Annotated in this window: 22 protein-coding genes; 15 read left to right on the top strand and 7 right to left on the bottom strand. The window is 68.8% G+C overall.

Going from position 1 to position 17,374, the window contains the following annotated elements; all coding sequences use genetic code 11:
• Positions 1–2 precede the first annotated feature (2 nt).
• A complete protein-coding gene (locus tag IU452_RS35240) occupies positions 3–317 on the bottom strand; it encodes a hypothetical protein (protein ID WP_324193002.1) in 315 nt (104 codons plus the stop codon).
• A gap of 102 nt (positions 318–419) precedes the next feature.
• Between IU452_RS35240 and trxA the strand changes: the two genes are divergently transcribed.
• On the top strand, positions 420–749 hold the full coding sequence (gene trxA, locus IU452_RS35235) for a thioredoxin (RefSeq protein WP_195113585.1): 330 nt from the start codon (positions 420–422) through the stop codon (positions 747–749).
• A 398-nt stretch (positions 750–1,147) separates the two neighbouring features.
• Here trxA and IU452_RS35230 read toward each other — a convergent pair whose 3' ends face one another.
• Positions 1,148–1,954, bottom strand: a complete 807-nt coding sequence (locus IU452_RS35230) for a tetratricopeptide repeat protein (protein WP_195113584.1) — start codon at positions 1,952–1,954, stop codon at positions 1,148–1,150.
• A 126-nt stretch (positions 1,955–2,080) separates the two neighbouring features.
• Between IU452_RS35230 and hemB the strand changes: the two genes are divergently transcribed.
• From hemB to IU452_RS35210, 4 genes are all read left to right on the top strand, one after another.
• Positions 2,081–3,058 (top strand): porphobilinogen synthase, encoded by a 978-nt coding sequence (gene hemB, locus IU452_RS35225; protein WP_195113583.1) that lies wholly within the window; start codon positions 2,081–2,083, stop codon positions 3,056–3,058.
• Between the two features lie 5 nt (positions 3,059–3,063).
• Positions 3,064–3,573, top strand: a complete 510-nt coding sequence (locus IU452_RS35220) for a hypothetical protein (RefSeq protein ID WP_195113582.1) — start codon at positions 3,064–3,066, stop codon at positions 3,571–3,573.
• A gap of 399 nt (positions 3,574–3,972) precedes the next feature.
• Complete coding sequence (locus IU452_RS35215; protein WP_195113581.1) at positions 3,973–4,479, top strand: DUF3093 family protein; 507 nt, start codon at positions 3,973–3,975, stop codon at positions 4,477–4,479.
• A complete protein-coding gene (locus IU452_RS35210) occupies positions 4,476–4,715 on the top strand; it encodes a hypothetical protein (protein WP_195113580.1) in 240 nt (79 codons plus the stop codon). Before IU452_RS35215 ends, IU452_RS35210 begins: the two co-directional genes overlap by 4 nt.
• Before the next feature lie 4 nt (positions 4,716–4,719).
• Here the strand turns inward: IU452_RS35210 and IU452_RS35205 are convergent, their stop codons facing one another.
• Positions 4,720–5,106: a hypothetical protein gene (locus IU452_RS35205; RefSeq protein WP_195113579.1), complete on the bottom strand. Its 387-nt coding sequence runs from the start codon at positions 5,104–5,106 to the stop codon at positions 4,720–4,722.
• 254 nt (positions 5,107–5,360) lie between these two features.
• Between IU452_RS35205 and hemL the strand changes: the two genes are divergently transcribed.
• The 6 genes from hemL to ccsB all read left to right on the top strand — a co-directional run bounded on the left by hemL (position 5,361) and on the right by ccsB (position 11,561).
• Complete coding sequence (hemL, locus tag IU452_RS35200) at positions 5,361–6,698, top strand: glutamate-1-semialdehyde 2,1-aminomutase (protein ID WP_324193001.1); 1,338 nt, start codon at positions 5,361–5,363, stop codon at positions 6,696–6,698.
• Between the two features lie 68 nt (positions 6,699–6,766).
• Complete coding sequence (locus tag IU452_RS35195) at positions 6,767–7,372, top strand: histidine phosphatase family protein (RefSeq protein ID WP_195113683.1); 606 nt, start codon at positions 6,767–6,769, stop codon at positions 7,370–7,372.
• 41 nt (positions 7,373–7,413) lie between these two features.
• On the top strand, positions 7,414–8,016 hold the full coding sequence (locus tag IU452_RS35190; RefSeq protein WP_195113682.1) for a TlpA disulfide reductase family protein: 603 nt from the start codon (positions 7,414–7,416) through the stop codon (positions 8,014–8,016).
• 133 nt (positions 8,017–8,149) lie between these two features.
• Positions 8,150–8,968 (top strand): cytochrome c biogenesis CcdA family protein, encoded by an 819-nt coding sequence (locus IU452_RS35185; RefSeq protein ID WP_195113681.1) that lies wholly within the window; start codon positions 8,150–8,152, stop codon positions 8,966–8,968.
• Between the two features lie 2 nt (positions 8,969–8,970).
• Positions 8,971–10,602 carry a cytochrome c biogenesis protein ResB gene (gene resB, locus IU452_RS35180; protein ID WP_195113577.1) on the top strand — a complete coding sequence of 544 codons (1,632 nt, stop codon included), beginning with the start codon at positions 8,971–8,973 and terminating at the stop codon, positions 10,600–10,602.
• Positions 10,603–10,604: 2 nt separating this feature from the next.
• Positions 10,605–11,561 carry a c-type cytochrome biogenesis protein CcsB gene (ccsB, locus tag IU452_RS35175; RefSeq protein ID WP_195113576.1) on the top strand — a complete coding sequence of 319 codons (957 nt, stop codon included), beginning with the start codon at positions 10,605–10,607 and terminating at the stop codon, positions 11,559–11,561.
• A gap of 70 nt (positions 11,562–11,631) precedes the next feature.
• Here the strand turns inward: ccsB and IU452_RS35170 are convergent, their stop codons facing one another.
• Both IU452_RS35170 and IU452_RS35165 read right to left on the bottom strand, forming a co-directional pair.
• Positions 11,632–11,994 carry a hypothetical protein gene (locus IU452_RS35170; RefSeq protein ID WP_195113575.1) on the bottom strand — a complete coding sequence of 121 codons (363 nt, stop codon included), beginning with the start codon at positions 11,992–11,994 and terminating at the stop codon, positions 11,632–11,634.
• 203 nt (positions 11,995–12,197) lie between these two features.
• Entirely contained in the window at positions 12,198–13,088 is an 891-nt protein-coding gene (locus IU452_RS35165) for a LysR substrate-binding domain-containing protein (protein ID WP_195113574.1), read from the bottom strand.
• 70 nt (positions 13,089–13,158) lie between these two features.
• Between IU452_RS35165 and dapA the strand changes: the two genes are divergently transcribed.
• The 3 genes from dapA (at position 13,159) to IU452_RS35150 (ending at position 16,264) form a co-directional block, all read left to right on the top strand.
• Positions 13,159–14,049, top strand: a complete 891-nt coding sequence (gene dapA / locus IU452_RS35160; protein WP_195113573.1) for a 4-hydroxy-tetrahydrodipicolinate synthase — start codon at positions 13,159–13,161, stop codon at positions 14,047–14,049.
• Between the two features lie 108 nt (positions 14,050–14,157).
• Positions 14,158–15,171 carry a LysR family transcriptional regulator gene (locus IU452_RS35155; RefSeq protein WP_195113572.1) on the top strand — a complete coding sequence of 338 codons (1,014 nt, stop codon included), beginning with the start codon at positions 14,158–14,160 and terminating at the stop codon, positions 15,169–15,171.
• Between the two features lie 91 nt (positions 15,172–15,262).
• The gene (locus IU452_RS35150) at positions 15,263–16,264 is read left to right on the top strand and encodes a LysR family transcriptional regulator (protein WP_195113571.1); all 1,002 of its coding nucleotides are present in this window, start codon (positions 15,263–15,265) and stop codon (positions 16,262–16,264) included.
• A 1-nt stretch (position 16,265) separates the two neighbouring features.
• On the opposite strand, the gene IU452_RS35145 is transcribed toward IU452_RS35150, so the two are convergent.
• Positions 16,266–16,472, bottom strand: a complete 207-nt coding sequence (locus IU452_RS35145) for a hypothetical protein (protein WP_195113570.1) — start codon at positions 16,470–16,472, stop codon at positions 16,266–16,268.
• Between the two features lie 70 nt (positions 16,473–16,542).
• Positions 16,543–16,776 carry a BldC family transcriptional regulator gene (locus tag IU452_RS35140; RefSeq protein ID WP_195113569.1) on the bottom strand — a complete coding sequence of 78 codons (234 nt, stop codon included), beginning with the start codon at positions 16,774–16,776 and terminating at the stop codon, positions 16,543–16,545.
• Positions 16,777–17,009: 233 nt separating this feature from the next.
• Here IU452_RS35140 and IU452_RS35135 point away from each other — a divergent pair, with 233 nt between their 5' ends.
• Positions 17,010–17,348 carry a DUF4229 domain-containing protein gene (locus IU452_RS35135; RefSeq protein WP_195113568.1) on the top strand — a complete coding sequence of 113 codons (339 nt, stop codon included), beginning with the start codon at positions 17,010–17,012 and terminating at the stop codon, positions 17,346–17,348.
• Positions 17,349–17,374 lie beyond the last annotated feature (26 nt).

The raw sequence follows: 17,374 nt of genomic DNA, 5'->3' as shown, positions 1-17,374 counted from the left end.
GATCATCGCCGGGCGCGCATGAGATCGCGCACAAGGCGGCAGGTTTTGTCCGAGGGTGGGCGGATGCCGACGAGGTCGGCTGTGCGACGGATCTTTTCGTTGTCGGCCAGGCCGGCGCGGTAGATGCCCGAGTCGAGCAGGGCGATGGCCAGGCGCATCGCCTTGAGCCTGCGGTTGTGGGTGACGTACCACGACCGCGGGCGCCCGGGCGGCAGCGGGCGCTTCTCCAGCGGGACGTAGGGCCGATCGATGATCGTCGATGTGGTGGCCACGAGATCCTCCCCTCGCATCGGGAACCCGTCGATTCCCTCGAACACATCTTCGATTCTACCGGCGCCCACCGACAAGTAGGTTCGCCCGCTTTCCCGGAATCGGCAACATCCGTTGGTGTTTCGGCTCGGGGAACGCACCCTCGGCTCATGACATCTCATACCGTGAAAGTCACCGATGCGACGTTCGACAGTCGGGTGCTCGGCAGCACCGAACCCGTGCTGGTGAACTTCTGGGCAACCTGGTGCGGGCCCTGCCGCAGGATGACGCCGATCCTCGAGGAGGTCGCCGCCGAGAACGTCGGCCGTTTCACCGTGGCGCGGGTGAATATCGACGAGAATCCGGACACCGTGCGGGCGTACCGGATCATGGGAGTGCCGACGACGGTGCTGGTCCGGGAGGGTAGGGAGCGGGTCCGGGTCACCGGTGCCATGCCGAAGACCGCGCTGCTGAACAGCGTTGCCGCCCATCTCGCCTGACCGCCCCGTGAGTTGCCGCGAGACGGCCGCCCACATCTGGGCGTTCATGGACGGCGAATGCGACGACGAACGGTCGAAAGCGTTGTGCGAAAACATCACCCGCTGCGATCGCTGCCTGTCCGGACTCCGGGCGGCCACTGTGCTCGAGGCGCTCGTGCACCGGGCCTGCCACTCGGACCGCGCCCCGGCCCGGCTGCGGGCCCGAGTGCACGAGGCTATCGGTCACCCGCCGGGGACAGCCGATCCAGCACCGCGGTGACGAACGCCTGTGGGTCGGGGCCGCGGGCCCGGCCCGAGGGGTGAAATGGCTGCCGTCGGGCCATGTGCACGCAGTGTCGATCGGGCCTCTTGGCGAACGCTGACCGGGTGCTTGATCCCGCCGTCGGCCAGCGGGTTTCTCACATGTCGTGCAGCACGTCGAGGGCGCGCGGGTGGCCGAGGGCCGCGGCGCGTTCCAGCCAGGTGCGGGATTCCGGCTGTGCCGCATCGGGTTTCGGGTGTTCGGTGCCGTCGAGGAACAGGGCGAGCTGGAACATCGACTCGGCGTCACCGGCGTCCGCGCCGCGCCGCAACCAGGCTTCGGCCTCGGTCACCCGGCCCAACTCCAGATAGGCCGCGCCCAGTACCGCCAGGGAGTCGGTGCGCCCGCGGCGGGCGGCCTCCACGAGCAGCCGTTCGGCCCTGTCGAATTCGCCGCGTCGGGCCAGCCGCAACCCGAGATTGCGCATGCCGGTGGGGTTTCCGGCGCGGGCGGCGCGCTCGTACCACCACTCGGCCTCCTCGTCCCGGCCGCGGCGGTCGGCGAGGGCGCCCATATTGCACAGGGCCTCGGGCAGCCCGGTCTCGGCGGCCTTGCGCAACCAACGTTCGGCGGCGTCGAGATTGCCGCGTTCCAGATGCATCGCGCCCAGCTGGTATTCGGCGGCGGTGCGCCCGGTCATGGCGGCGCGCTCGAGCCAGCCCAGCGCCTCCGCGATGCGCCCGTCCTGCCACGCCAGTTCGCCGAGGTGCCCGAGCGCGGCGACGCTACCCCGGTCGGCCGCGCGCCGGAACCAGGTCTCGGCCCCGGTCAGGTCCCCGGCGTCCCACAGCCGCCGCGCGAGCATCTCGGTCGCCGCGAGGTCGCCGCGCTCGGCGGCATCCCGCAGCGCCCGCACGGCCGGATCGTCATCGGGCCGGGCCGGCTGCTTGTCGCGATCGGACATGCTCACTCCCACGTCGCGGTTCACCTGGAGTATGCCCCTCCCGTCCGGCGCCGACCCCGACCGTGGCGGACGAAGGTGTCGGAGGTGCCTGTTACCGGCCCGCCAGCGGGGCGTATCGTGCGATTCATGACCGGAATGGACCGCCCGCGGCGGTTGCGTCGTACCCCCGCCATGCGCCGCCTCGTCGCCGAAACAACCCTCGAGCCAAGGCAATTGGTGCTGCCCATGTTCGTCGCCGACGGGCTCGCCGAAGCCCGTGAGATCGGCTCGATGCCCGGCGTGCATCAGCATTCGATGGATTCGCTGCGCAAGGCGGCGGTCGAGGCGGTCGCCGCCGGGGTCGGCGGGCTGATGCTGTTCGGTGTGCCCAAGCCCGAGGACAAGGATGCGATCGGCAGCGGGGCCAGCGATCCCGACGGCATCCTCAACCGCGGCCTGCGCGCCCTCGCCGAGGAGGTGGGCGACTCGACGGTGATCATGGCCGACACCTGCCTGGACGAATTCACCGACCACGGGCATTGCGGGGTGCTGTCCCCGGACGGCGCGGTCGACAACGACGCCACCCTCGAGCGCTACGTCGAGATGGCGCTGGCGCAGGCCGAGGCCGGTGCCGAACTCCTGGGCACCAGCGGCATGATGGACGGTCAGGTGGGCGCCGTCCGCACGGCCCTGGACGCGGCCGGGCGCACCGACACCGGCATCCTCGCCTACGCCGCCAAATACGCCTCGGCGTTCTACGGACCCTTCCGCGAGGCCGTCTCCTCCTCGCTGCAGGGCGACCGCCGCACCTATCAGCAGGATCCGGCCAACCGCCGCGAGGCCATCCGCGAACTGGAGCTGGATCTGGCCGAGGGCGCCGACATCGTCATGGTCAAGCCGGCCATGTCGTATCTGGACATCCTGCGCGAGGTGGCCGATCGGTCGCCGGTGCCGGTGGCGGCCTATCAGATCTCCGGCGAGTACGCGATGATCACCGCCGCCGCGCAGCGCGGGTGGATCGACCGGCGCGGCGCCATCCTGGAATCGCTCATGGGCATCCGCCGGGCGGGCGCGGATATCGTGCTCACCTACTGGGCGACCGAGGCCGCGCACTGGCTGTCGTGAATCCGATGAGCGCGCCGGGACAGCCCGGTCCGGTGGCGCCGCCGACCGACGTCCGCACCGCCTGTCAATTGTGGTGGGGGATCGTCGGACTCGGCATGGTCCGGTTGATCGTGGGCGAGATCGGGCGGTTCGCCGACCGGCACACGCTGGCGCGCGAACTGTACGACCAGGTGCGTGCCCAGCAGCCGCAGGTCACGCTGGCCGAGGTCGAGATGATGGTGTCGGTGCTCGTCGTGGTGATCGTGGTATTCGGCGTGGGGCTGGCGGCCGGTGTGCTGGCGGTGGTGCATCAGCTGGGCCGTGGACGGTTCTGGGCGCGGGTGGTGCTCGATGTCGCCGCCGTGGTGCTGGTTCTGGGCGGCCTCGGCGCGATGTTCGGGCTGGGCTCGGTATCCGGTGTGGTGCCGCTGATCACCGGTGCGGCGGCGATCCTGCAGGCGGTTCTGGCCGGCGGCGCCGTATTCCTGTGCCATCGCAGTGAATCGGAAACCTACTTCCGGGCGAACAATCGGTGAGACACCGGGCGAATTTGTCGCGGCTACGCCAGGATGTATCGTGAGGGCTGTCACAGAGGATCTGGGAACCGGAGGCCATGGGTCGTGCGTTGTTCTGTGGATTGCGTTGCGCACGTGGCTCCGGGGGAGCGGAGGCATCGATGCGAGTGGTGATTCAGCAGCCGCAAAGCCTTCGGCGAGATGTGCTGGTGTTGAGTCTGCTGATCCTGTTCGGCCTGCTCACCCTCGCCGTTCTGCTACTTCCCGGAAAAGTCGGCTGACTCCCGTCGGCCATTCCCCCACCGTCATCCCGGCACGGCCAACCACTATCGCCGTGTCGACGCGGCCGTCCTCTACCGTCATCCCGGCACGGCCGTCCACTACCGTCATCCCGGCATGCTTTTCGCCGGGATCCCGCTCATGACCGAAGCCGACACGACCTCCGCCGTCCTGTTCTCCGAGCCCGGCGCCCGCTGGCGCGCCGTGGCCTACGGCCCGCTGCTCTGCCTGGCGGTGCTGCTGATGGAAGTCGGCTTCGGGACCGATGTGCATTGGTTCGGGCTCGCCTTCTGTGCCGTCCTGCTGGCCGGATTCGTCTGGCTGCAGGTCGTGGCGGGCCGTCGGCACGTCAGCGTCGAGCTGACCGACACCGCGCTGCGCGAAGGCACCGAGGTTCTGCCGCTGCGCAGCATCGCCCGCGTCCTTCCCGAACAGGACGAGGAGTCCTGGGAGGATGAGCCTTGGCGGTCGGCCCGGGCGCTGGGCGAGCTGACCGGCGTACCGCGCCGGCGCAAGGGCATCGGCCTGAAACTGCGCGACGGCGAGACGGTGCAGGCCTGGGCCCGCGACCATCGCCGGTTGCGCGAGGAGCTGACCGCCGCACTGGACCGATTGCCCGACCCCGACGGTGAGGAGAACCCACGGTGATGCGGCGGCTATGGATCGTCGTCGACCTGGTGCTGATACTGCTGTGCGTCGGCGCGGCCGTGCCGAGTTGGCGCAATGGCATGCAGACCACCTGGTTCACGGCCTCGGAGGAGTTGCCCGCATTCCAGGCCACCCGCTATGTGGGGCCCTGGATCGCCTTGGCGGCACTGCTGGTCGCCATTGCCGGGGTGGCCGTGGTGGACCTGATTGCCCGGTGCGCGAGCCGGTCGCGCTGACCGATCAGTTCCAGCGCTGGTAGATGTCGACCACCCGCTGACCGTGCGAGCCGGGAGCGTTGAGGTAGATGGTCACGGTCCCGTCGGGGTGTTCGGACGCCTCCATGATCACCTGTCGGAGCGAGGCGCGGATGCCGCCGTTCTCGTCGCGGTGCAGCTGCGTGTCCGGGCGCAGGCCCGCACCCATCCGGCTGGGCGGCACGACCATGGTGACCAGGGCCGGAATCGGACCACCGGCCAATGCGGCGGTCTCGTCGTGGGAGAGGTTGAGACCGATGCGGCCCTCGTCGGGCAGGGCGATCGGGGTGGCCGCGCCGGCGGTGCCGATGCCCGCGAGCGCGCCTGCGGCGAGGGCTGTGCACAGGGCCGCGCCGAACAAGATGATCCGCATGATTTCCCTCCCGGCCGTCGACGTGTGATTGCCTTCCGAGAGTACGCATCAGCAATTGATCAGCGATCGATATTCGGACAAAGTATCTCCGGCGTGTTGCGGTTTCCTTTGGCCGCTGTGGCTTTCGATCCGATGACCAGCAAATCCGGAGAAAGGGTGCGGATCCGGCGCGGCGGGCGCCGCCGATGTGGGGTGGCTCACCGCACTACACCCTGTCGTCGACCGGGCCGAGGCGGGCTGAGACACTGGGTGCCGTGAGTTCCTCTCCGCGCGCGACCCAACTTTCCGTGCCGGTCTCCGCTCAGCTGTTCGACCGTGCCGCAGCGATCATCCCCGGTGGCGTCAACTCGCCGGTCCGGGCGTTCAAATCGGTCGGCGGTACACCGCGATTCATCGCCTCGGCACGAGGCTGCACCCTCACCGACGCCGACGGCAACGACTATGTGGATCTGGTCAGCTCGTGGGGCCCGATGATTCTGGGTCACGCCCACCCCGATGTGGTGGAGGCGGTGCGGATGGCCGCGGGTGGCGGGCTGTCGTTCGGCGCGCCGACCGAGGCGGAGATCGAACTGGCCGAGGCGATCGCCGCGCGGGTGCAGCCCGTGCAGCGGGTGCGGCTGGTCAACTCCGGTACCGAGGCCACCATGAGCGCGGTGCGGCTCGCGCGCGGATTCACCGGTCGCAGCAAGGTCGTCAAATTCTCCGGGTGTTATCACGGGCATGTCGATGCGCTGCTGGCCGATGCGGGTTCGGGTGTGGCCACGCTGGGCCTGCCCACCTCGCCGGGCGTGACCGGTGCCCAGGCCGCCGACACCATCGTGCTGCCCTACAACGATCTCGAGGCGGTGGCCGCGGCCTTCGCCGAATACCCGGACCAGATCGCGTGTGTGATCACCGAGGCCGCGGCCGGGAACATGGGCACGGTGGCGCCGCTGCCCGGTTTCAATGCGGGCCTGCGGCAGCTGACCACCGAATACGGTGCCCTGCTGATCATGGACGAGGTGATGACCGGTTTCCGGGTCAGCCCGGCCGGGTGGTACGGCCTCGACGGCGTGGCCGGGGACCTGTACACCTTCGGCAAGGTGATGAGCGGCGGCCTGCCCGCGGCGGCGTTCGGCGGTCGCGCCGACATCATGAACAAGCTGGCCCCGGTCGGGCCGGTGTACCAGGCGGGCACGCTGTCCGGAAATCCGGTCGCCGTCGCGGCCGGGCTGGCCACCCTGCGCGCCGCCGACGACGAGGTGTACGCGACGCTCGATCGCAATGCCGAGCGGCTGGGCGGGCTGATCACCGAGGCGCTGAGCGCGGCAGGTGTCGCCCACATGGTGCAATTCGCGGGCAATATGGTGAGCGTGTTCTTCGCCGACCGCCCGGTGACCGACTACGCCGCCGCCAAGGCCAGCCAGACCTGGCGCTTCCCGGCCTTCTTCCACGCACTGCTCGACCGTGGCGTGTACGCGCCGCCGAGTGCGTTCGAGACGTGGTTCGTCTCCGCGGCGCTGGACGAGGACGCATTCGACCGTATCGCCGCCGCCCTGCCCGCCGCCGCGGCGGCCGCGGCGGCCGCCACACCCGAAGGATCCAGCGCGTGAGCGACCCAGAACAGCTCGAATCTCGCCCGGCCGACACCTCCGCGGACACCGAGACCATCGTGCACGTCATGCGGCACGGTGAGGTGCACAACCCGAAAGGCATTCTGTACGGGCGGCTGCCGGGATTCGGATTGTCGGTGGCCGGCCGGTCGCAGGCCGCGGTCGTGGCGCGATCGCTGGCCGATCACGATGTGACGCTGGTGGTGGCCTCGCCGCTGCAGCGTGCCCGGGAGACCGCGGAACCCATTGCGGCGCTGCATGATCTGTCGATACGGACCGACGACAATCTGATCGAGGCCGGTAACACCTTCGAGGGGTTGCGGGTGTCGGTCGGCGACGGTGCGCTGCGCAAGCCGCGGCACTGGTGGAAGCTGCGCGATCCGTTCACCCCGTCGTGGGGCGAGCCGTATCTGCAGATCGCCCATCGCATGCTGGCCGCGGTGAACAAGGCGCGGGTGGAGGCCGCCGGGCACGAGGCGGTGCTGGTGTCGCACCAGCTGCCGGTGTGGACGCTGCGCCGATTCCTCGAGGGCAAGCGGCTCTGGCACGATCCGCGCAACCGCCAGTGCTCGCTGGCCTCGCTGACTTCCCTGGTGTACCGGGGGGATACGCTCATCGACATCGTCTACTCCGAACCTGCCGGCGGTTCGGACCCGCGGGTGACCGGGGCGTGAACGGGCAGGTGCGCGGCGGCGCCGGGTCCGGTGGTGGCCCGGTGCTATTGCGGCGCGTGCTGCCGATCCTGTTGGCGTGTGCGGCGCTGGTGGTGGCGCTCGCGGGCTGTTCGTCCGGTAAGGACGCCGTGGCCACCGGCGGCACCTTCGATTTCGTGTCGCCGGGCGGTAAGACCGACATCTTCTACGACCCGCCGTCCGCGCGCGGCACGATCGGGCGGCTGGCCGGGCCCGATCTGATGACCGACGGCAAGACGACCTCGGTCGAGGATTTCCCGAATCAGGTTGTGGTGCTGAATCTCTGGGGTCAGTGGTGCGGTCCGTGCCGCGCCGAGGTGCCCGCCCTGGAGAAGGTCTACGAGCAGTCCAGATCCCGCGGCGTGGCCTTCCTCGGCATCAACGTCCGAGACCCGCAGCAGGACAAGGCCCGCGACTTCATGATCAGCAACCACGTCGGCTATCCGTCGATCTACGACCCGGAGATGCGCACCCTGCTCGCCCTCGGCGGCAAATTCCCCACCAGCGTCATCCCCACCACCCTGGTCCTGGACCGCCACCACCGCGTCGCCGCCGTCTTCCTCCGCCCCCTCCTCGCCGAGGACCTCCAACCGGTCATCGACCGCATCGCGGGGGAACCCCAGTGACCCCCCACCCCAAGGCGCACCAACCCAGCCGCACCCCTTGTTGGAATCCGCACCCCTTCCAGGGCCATGCAGAGGGTGCGTTTGGGGATAAGGGGTGCGGCTGTGGTCGGTGCGTTGGGGGGTGGGCGCGGTGATGGTGTTGGCGTCGGTGGGGGATTCGTTTCAGGAGACGGCGGCCTCGGGGCCGCTGGTGCTGGCGCTCGGGGCGTGTGTGCTCGCGGGGCTGGTGTCGTTCGCGTCGCCGTGTGTGGTGCCGCTGGTGCCCGGGTATCTGTCGTATCTGGCGGGACTGGTGGGGGCCGAGGCGCCGCCGGTGACCGTGGCCGAGGCCCAGGGGAAGCAGGTGACGCTCGCCGAGAAGACCGGGCGGGCGCGGGTGGCCGGTGCGGCGGGATTGTTCGTGGCCGGGTTCACCGTGGTGTTCGTGCTCGCGTCGGTGACGGTGTTCGGTGTCATTCAGACCCTGAACGTGAATCGTGAACTGCTGCAACGGATCGGCGGTGTCGTCACCATCGTGATGGGGCTGGTGTTCCTGGGACTGATCCCGGCCCTGCAGCGCGACACCCGGATGGAGCCGCGCCGGTTGACCGGCCTCGTCGGCGCGCCGCTGCTGGGTGCGGTGTTCGCGCTGGGTTGGACGCCGTGCCTGGGTCCGACCCTGTCCGGGGTGATGGCCGTGTCCGCCGGAACCCAGGGCACCACCGCCGTGCGCGGTGTGGTGCTGATCGTCGCCTACTGCCTCGGTCTCGGCCTGCCGTTCGTGATCCTGGCGTTCGGTTCGGCCAGTGCGCTGCGGGGGGTGGGCTGGCTGCGCCGGAACTCGCGCCGCATTCAGGTAATCGGGGGAATCCTGCTCGTCGCCGTCGGCATCGCCCTGGTCACCGGCGCGTGGGACCAGTTCGTCGGGTGGGTTCGCAATGTTTTCGTCTCACAGGTAACCCTGCCGATCTGATCATGACAGCAACGATGACCACTCCCACCGACGGCCCGGCCCGCCCGCCCCGTCAGTCCCTGCCCCGGCGCGCGCTGGCGGTGCTGCGCAACGCCTGGCGCGGGCTGACCAGCATGCGCACCGCGCTGATGCTGCTGTTCCTGTTGGCGCTGGCCGCGATTCCGGGTGCCCTGCTGCCGCAGCGCAGCCTCAATGCGCAGAAGGTCGACAAGTACATCTCCGACCGGCCCACATTGGGACCGTGGATGGACCGGCTGCAGCTGTTCGACGTCTTCTCCAGCTTCTGGTTCACCGCGATCTATGTGCTGCTGTTCGTGTCGCTGGTGGGCTGCATCGTCCCGCGCGTCTTCGACCACTACAAGGCGCTGCGCACGCCGCCGGTCAAGGCGCCGCGCAACCTGTCCCGGCTGCCGCACCACCACTCGACCACCGTGGCCGACGCGCCCGACGACGTCGTTACCAAGGCGCGCAAGGAACTTCGCGGCTGGCGGGTGTCGCAGCGGGCGGGCGAGCGCGACGGTGAGGTGACGCTGTCGGCGGAGAAGGGGTATTTCCGCGAACTCGGCAATATCGTCTTCCATCTGGCGCTGGTCTGCCTGCTGATCGCGATCGCGGTGGGCAAGCTGTTCGGCTACGAGGGCACCGTCATCGTCATCGCCGGCAACGGCCCCGGCTTCTGCACCACCTCGACCGCGGCCTTCGACTCGTTCCGGGCGGGCCGGGTCAACGACGGCACGGGCCTGTCGCCGCTGTGCGTGCGGGTCAAGGACTTCAAGGCCGACTATCTGCCCAACGGCCAGGCCGAGATGTTCACCGCGAACATCTCCTATCAGGCCGGGAGCGATCTGGCGAGCAACACCTGGCGCGACACCACGATTCAGGTGAACCATCCGCTGCGGGTCTCGGGGGACCGGGTCTACCTGCAGGGCCACGGATATGCGCCGACCTTCACCGTCACCTATCCGGACGGGCAGACCCGCACCGAAACCGTGCAGTGGCGTCCCGACGATGCCACCACCTTCCTGTCCAGCGGCGTCATGCGTTTCGACCCGCCCGGCGGCATGTATCCCACCGAGTCGGAGCGCCGCAAGCATCAGATCGCGATCGAGGGCCTGTTCGCGCCCACCGCACTGCTGCACGGCAACCTGCTGACCTCGTCGTATCCGGCGTTGACCGATCCGGCGGTGGCCATCGACATCTACCGCGGCGAGACCGGCCTGGACACCGGCCGCGCCCAGTCGCTGTTCGCGCTGGATCCGGAGATGATCAAGCAGAAGCGGCTGGTCAAGGAACAGCGGGTGAACCTGCGCCCGGGCGAGTCGGCGACCCTGGCCGACGGCACCAAGGTGACCTTCGACGGCGCCGAGCAGTTCGCGAATCTGCAGGTCTCGCACGATCCGGCGCAGGGCTGGGTGTTGGCGAGTGCGCTCACGATGATGGCGGGCCTGCTGGTGTCGCTGCTGGTGAAGCGCCGCCGGGTGTGGTTGCGGGCCTACCCGGCCGCCCAGCCGGGCGATGAACGACGTACTGTAGTAGAGATGGGTGGCCTGGCCCGTACCGATCAGGCCGGGTGGGGCGGCGAATTCGACCGCCTGCGCCGACGCCTGCTGGGTGACGACAGCACGGGAGAATGAACATGCCGATCGACGAGACCCTCGCCGGCTATAGCAATCTGGCCTTCAAATCGGCGTTCGTGGTCTACGTAGTGGTGCTCGCGCTGCTCATCGTGCAGTACGCGGCCGCGCGGACCAAGGAGACGGCCGCACGCGAACTCGTCACCGCCGGTGGCCCGCCCGCCCCGGGCCGGGTCGAGCCCGCGCCCACGCGCTCGACCGCGGAACGCTTCGGCAATATGGGCTTCGCCGTGCTGTTCGTGGCGATCGGCCTGCATCTCGCCTCGATCGTGCTGCGCGGCTTCGCGACCCATCGTTTCCCGCTGGGCAATATGTACGAGTTCATCGCCATGGCCACGGTCGCGGCCATGCTCACGGGCTTGGTGTTCATGCGGGAGCGGCGCTATCGGTCGATGTGGGTCTTCCTGCTGGTACCGGTCCTGATCCTGATGTTCCTGGCCGGCCAGGTGCTCTACGCGGAGGCGGCCCCCGTCGTCCCGGCACTGCGGTCGTTCTGGCTGCCCATCCATGTCACCGTGGTCAGCACCGGCAGCGGCATCTTCCTGCTCTCCGGCGTCGCCAGCATGCTGTTCCTGCTGCGCCTGCGCGAACCCGAGGGCGGCGAATCCGCCAACTTCCTCGGCGCCCTCGCCAAACGTCTCCCCGACGCCCGCACCCTGGACCGCCTGGCCTACCGCACCACCATCGTCGGCTTCCCGATCTTCGGCATCGGCGTCATCCTCGGCGCCATCTGGGCCGAATCCGCCTGGGGCCGCTTCTGGGGCTGGGACCCGAAGGAAACGGTCTCCTTCATCGCCTGGATCATCTACGCCGCCTACCTCCACGCCCGCGCCACCTCCGGCTGGCGCGAAACCAAGTCCGCCTGGATCAACATCGCCGGCTTCACAGCAATGCTGTTCAACCTGTTCATCATCAACATCGTGGTGAGCGGTCTGCACAGCTATGCGGGGTTGAACTGAGCTGACGGCGGGAGGGGCTGCGCCCCTACGCCGGTCGCACCGACCCGGCGTAGGAGCGGGCTGTAGCGGTTTACTCGCCGGGAGTGGGGGATTGGAAGGTGGACAGGAAGCCGTAGGCGAGGGCGCCGAGGCCCTTGCCGAGTTCGGTCAGTTGTTCTTCGTCGAGGGTGAAGTCCTCGTCGGTTTTCGGGAGGGCGAAGCCGTCGTCCGGTTGGGGCATGGTGTAGCTGCCCGAACCCTGGTCGCTGGGCAGGGAATCGAACAGCGACTCCAAACTGCCCAGCGGACTGTCGGTTTCGCTGTCCGAAGAGTCGCTTTCGGCAGGGCGGTAATCGGCGTGGGCGGTGGCCGTGAAGGCCGCGGGCAGGAGCAACGCGCCGCAGACGGCAGCGGCGGCGGTGCGGGTGAGGGCACGGGAATGGATTCCGAACATGCGGTGGCTGAACTCCTTCGGCTGGAGACGGAATTGCGCTACGGGACCAGCAGCGAGATGACCAGGTCCAGCAAACCCCCCACGAGGTGGCCAATCATCCTGAACAGCATGTTTCTCCTCGGCTGATATCGACAAGCGGACCTGCGCCGATCCCTTATTCGAGGCCGACCCTCGTTCCGGATGGGAACGTATATCCGAAACGCTTATGCGTCGGGGGTGCGAACGGGGATCGACGTGACGGCCGCATGCAGGGCGGCGCGGGCGGCGGCGATGGCCGGATGGGTCTCGGTGCCCCGGCGATACGCCAGGTGGGTGCGCCGACGGGTCGGCATCGGGGTGAGCACCACATTTCCGGGGACCTCGTGCACGCCCAGCTCCGGCACGAAGGCCACGCCCTGACCGGCGGCCACCAGCGCGAGCACGGTGCCGAAATCGTCGGCATGATGCCGGATATGGGGAGTGAAACCCGCGGCCTGGCAGGATCTTACGGTCATGATGTGACACAGGGTGCCCGGCGTGCTCGCGATCCACAGTGAATTGCGGTGGGAGGCAAGAGGTCCCGACATCGGCGCGGCGAGATAGACCGTCTCTTCCAGGAAAGGCTCGGTGGTCAAACCGGTTTCGCGCTCGAGCGGTACGTAGTCGTATTCCTGCACCAGCGCGATATCGAGAGTTTCGGCCCGCAGGGCGGCCGGTGCGTTCGCCGGATCCAGTTCGGTGACGAGCAGTTCCAGTCGTGGATGAGCGCGGCTGAGGGTCACGAGGACCGGCGACAGAATGGCCCGGACGGCAGTGGGAAACGCGCCGATGCGCAGCGCGCCGGTGAGTTCGGAGCGCGCCGCGGCCAGTTCGGCCGAGGCATGCTCGAGCACCGCGAGGATGGTGTCGGCATGGTCGACCAAACGCAACGCGGCCGGTGTCAGCGTGACGCTACGGCCGGTGCGCTGCAGCAGTGCCACCCCGGCCTCCCGCTCGAGCGCGGCCAACTGCTGCGACACCGCCGACGGCGTATAGGCCAGGGCCTGCGCCACGGCCGCGATCGTCCCGCGTCGGGCCAATTCCCGCAGCAGCCGCAGCCGACGCACATCGAGCATCAGCTCAGCTTACGCTCGGCCGCAGAAACGTGAAATAGTCCTGCGCTTTCCCGGCCGTCATCCTGGAACCATGCCGCTCACAGGTCTGTTCGTTCCCCTGATCACGCCCTTCACATCCGCCGGTGAACTCGCCACCGACGCACTGGAGGCCTTGGCCCACGAGGTGCTGGACGCGGGTGCGGCCGGCCTCGTCGCGCTCGGAACGACCGGCGAACCGGCCACCCTGACCCCGGCGGAACGGCATCGGGTCCTCGACATCTGCGCTGACGTCTGCCATCGGCGCGGGGTGCCCTTGATCGCCGGGGCCGGATCGAACTCCACCGCCGATTCGGCGCAGGCGCTGGCCGCGCTCGACTCCCGCGTCACGGCGGCGCTGACGGTCGTCCCGTACTACACCCGCCCCTCCGAAGAGGGCGTCGTCGCCCACTTCGCCCGGTTGGCGGCCGCCAGCCCGGTGCCGCTGGTCGTGTACAACATCCCCTACCGCACCGGTCGCACGCTCGGCGCCGAAACCCTGTGCCGCCTGGCCGAACTGCCGAATGTCGCCGGATTCAAACATGCGGTCGGCGGTATCGACGACACCACCGTCGCCTTCCTGAGCAGGGTTCCGGAGCAGACCGCGGTCCTGGCCGGTGACGACCTCTTCGCCGCGCCGCTGCTGGCCCTGGGCGCTTCCGGTGCGATTCTGGCCAGTGCCAACGTGGCCCCCGCGGCATATGCGGACCTGGTCGCCGCCTGGCGGGACGGGCGGGTCGACCGGGCTCGCGAACTCGGTCACCGGCTGGCCCCCTTGGCGGCGGCGCTGTTCGCCGAACCCAATCCGGTCGTGATCAAGGCGGTGCTCGCCGCCCAGGGCCGCATCCCGAGCCCGGCCGTGCGGCTGCCGCTGCTGGAGGCCACCGACGACGCGGTCGCGGGCGCCCTGGCGGCCCTCGACGGTGTCCACACGACGCCCGTCTGACCGGTAGCGATCGAACCGAACACCCATGCGACCCGGCACCGTCCGGGTTAGAGTGAGCGGCAGGTTGAGTTCATCACGGGGGTGGTTCGGGATGCGTCCGGTCGAGGTGTGCGGATTTCCGGTGGGACTCGGCCGGTCGGGCGGTCGGACGTGGTGACCCCGGTGGATTTCCGGCAGATCGAGGCCTTCGTCGTCCTGGCCGAGGAATTGCATTTCGGGCGGGCGGCCGAGCGGCTGCGAATCACGCCGGGCCGGGTCAGCCAGCTGATCCGCCTGCTGGAACGCCAGGTCGGGGAGCCGCTGTTCGCGCGCACGAGCCGCAAGGTGGAAGTGCTGGCCGCCGGTGAATCCCTGTTGACGGAATTGGATGAGCCGTACCGGCAATTGCTGCAGGCGGTAGAGAATGCGAGGGCACGGGCCCGCGGGGTGAGCGGCACGTTCAAGATGGCCTATGTCGTGACCATCAGTATGGGTCGCGCGCACGCCTGCGCCGCGGCGTTCGAACGCGAACATCCGGGTGTTGCGGTGACCACCGTGCCGCTCAACGGTCTGTCCTCGCGGTTGGGGAATCCGCTGTACGACGGTCTGGCGGATGTGATGCTGACGTGGTTCCCCTGCGATCCGGGGCGGTTCGCCGATCGAGAGCCGGAATTGATCTTCGGACCGACCCTGAGCACCAGCCCCCGGGCGCTGGCCGTCAATGTCGATCATCCCCTGGCACACCGGGATTCGGTGGACGCCGAGGAATTGGCGGAGTACGAGATCCTCATGCCGCCGCCCACATTCCCCGACTGGTTCGTCGATGCCTGGACCCCACCGACCACCCCGTCCGGCCGCCCGATCCGCCGCCGGACGGTGGTCGCCGACTGGAGCGTGGATCCGGTCATGGACACCATCGTGCGGACCAATGCGATCCACATCGCCAGCACCGCGGTGGCGGAGGCGCTGTTTCGCCGGGCCATCGTGATGGTGCCGCTGGTGGGCCTCGGCGACGCGTACCTCATCCCGGTGCGCCGCCGTGATACGGATTCGGCCCTGGTGCGATCGTTCATCGACGTGGCGGCACGCACCTGCCACGAACTGGACGCCTGCGGGGTCCGAACGGTCGCGACCGAGAGGTGAGTCAACCCTCCCTGCAGCCGGCGCCGTCCGGGTTAGAGTGAGCTGCAGGGTTCAGTTCAGCAGGGTGGTTCGGGATGCGTCTGGTCGACAAGTGCGTATTTCCGGTCGAACTCGGCCGACCGGGCGGTCGTACGCGGTGACCACCGTGGACTTTCGGCAGCTCGAGGCCTTCGTCGTGTTGGCCGAGGAACTGCATTTCGGGCGGGCGGCCGAGCGGCTGCACGTCTCACTGGGCCGGGTCAGCCAGTTGATCCGCCTGCTGGAACGCCAGATCGGGGAGCCGCTGTTCGCGCGCACGAGCCGCAAGGTGGAACTGCTGGCCGCCGGTGAATCCCTGCTGACCGAGGTGGAACAGCCGTATCGGCAACTGCGGGACGCGGTCGCGCATGCGAAATCCCGGGCCCAGGGTGTGCTCGGCACCCTCCGGATGGCCTATGTCGTGACCATCGGCACGGCGCGCGCACATGCCTGCGCCGCGGCCTTCGAACGCGAATTCCCGGGCGTCTCGGTGACCACCCTTCCGCTCAACGGTCTGTCGACGCGGTTGGCGACTCCGCTGCACGAGGGTCTGGCGGACGTGATGCTGATGTGGTTCCCCTGCGACCCGGCGCCGTTCGCCGAGCGGGAGCCGGAGCTGACCTTCGGGCCGACCCTGATGACCAGCCCGCGAGCCCTGGCCCTGCGGAGCGATCACCCACTGGCACATCGAGATTCGGTGGACGCCGAGGAATTGGCCGATTACGAGATCATCAGTCCGCCGCCGACGTTCTCCGACTGGTTCGTCGATGCCTGGGCACCGCCGACCACGCCGAAGGGACGCCCGATCCGGCGCCGTGCGGTGGTCAGCGAGTGGGGTGTGGATCCGGCCATGGACGCTATCGTGCGCACCGGCTTCATCCACATCCCCACCGCGGCGATGGTGGAAACGCTCGTACGGGCGGGAATCGTAATGGTGCCGCTGGTCGGCTTCGGTCGCGCACACCTGGTCCCGCTGCGGCGCAGCGATACGGATTCGGCGCTGGTGCGACGGTTCATCGATGTTGCGGCGCGCACCTGCCGAGCCACGGACCCGGCGGTCTCGTCCGAGAGGTGAGTCAGCGATCCCCGGGGCCGGGGTCGCCGTCACGATGCTGGCGAGAGATCCGCCAGAGGAATTCCGGATCGTCGTCGGGGCCGACGATGCGATTGCGTTGCGAAGAGTTCCGACCGGCGCCGATGCGGTGCGAAGGATCCGGTCCGAACGCCTTCCAGCACAGCACCGCGACGGCCACGATCGCGATGAGTGCCAACAGGTACGTCACGTCGCTCACCTCCTGCTATCGAGGGTAACCGGGTGGCGTACCTGCGGCACCGCAGACACGAAAATCGAGATTATGCCCTCGTCGCCTCGGTGGTCAGCGACTTCAACAGCTGCATCACCTCGGACTCACGGAAACGACGATGGCCGCCCGGGGTACGCAAAGAGCCGAGGCGCCCGGCGTGTGCCCAGCGGGTGACGGTCTTCGGATCGACATGGAACAGGGCCGCCACCTGGCCTGGGGTCAGGAGGGTCTCCTGGCCGTTGACGGAACCCAACGTGCGGCTCGCCGCGGTGATCGCAGTCATTCGCAAACCTTTCCGTAATCGACAGTTCCCTCATCAGATAGCGACATCGTTGCACTGACACCCCCAGGTACTCGAACGATCTAACGTTGGTAAAGGGGAAGTAATAGACAAATCGGATATACGTACGGCTTGGTGCGGGCGTGCCGGGTGCGGGAGTGGGCGAATCCCCAGCATCCCGACCGGAAGCTCGGCGGGATGACGGTGCGGTGTCGGCGTCGCTTAGGCTGGTCGGCGTGAGTGACGCATCCCCATCGGACGGCATTCCGGCCGATCGCGCCCCCGCCCCGGCGGGCCGGCGGCTGGCGCGCAACCTGGCGCTGTACACCCTCGCCCGGCTGGCGCTGGTGGCGGTCATCGCGGCCGTCATCGTCGCGTTGGCGCGTTTGCTGAAGGTGGACATCCCGCTGATCGTGGCGCTGTTGTTCGCGCTCATCGTCGCGATGCCGCTGTCGCTGGTGGTGTTCAAGCGGCTGCGCGCGCGGGTGAACGAGGACATCGCGGCCGTCGACGAGAAGCGCCGCACCGACAAGGCGCAGCTGCGCGCGCGGATGCGTGGTGAGGAGACCTCGTGAAGTCGCGGATGCGTGGTGAGGAGACC

It is taken from the genome of Nocardia transvalensis, assembly GCF_015477765.1.
Classification (GTDB): domain Bacteria; phylum Actinomycetota; class Actinomycetes; order Mycobacteriales; family Mycobacteriaceae; genus Nocardia; species Nocardia transvalensis_A.
Note: the sequence above shows the minus strand (reverse complement) of the source record. Positions and strands in the feature narration are given on the sequence as shown.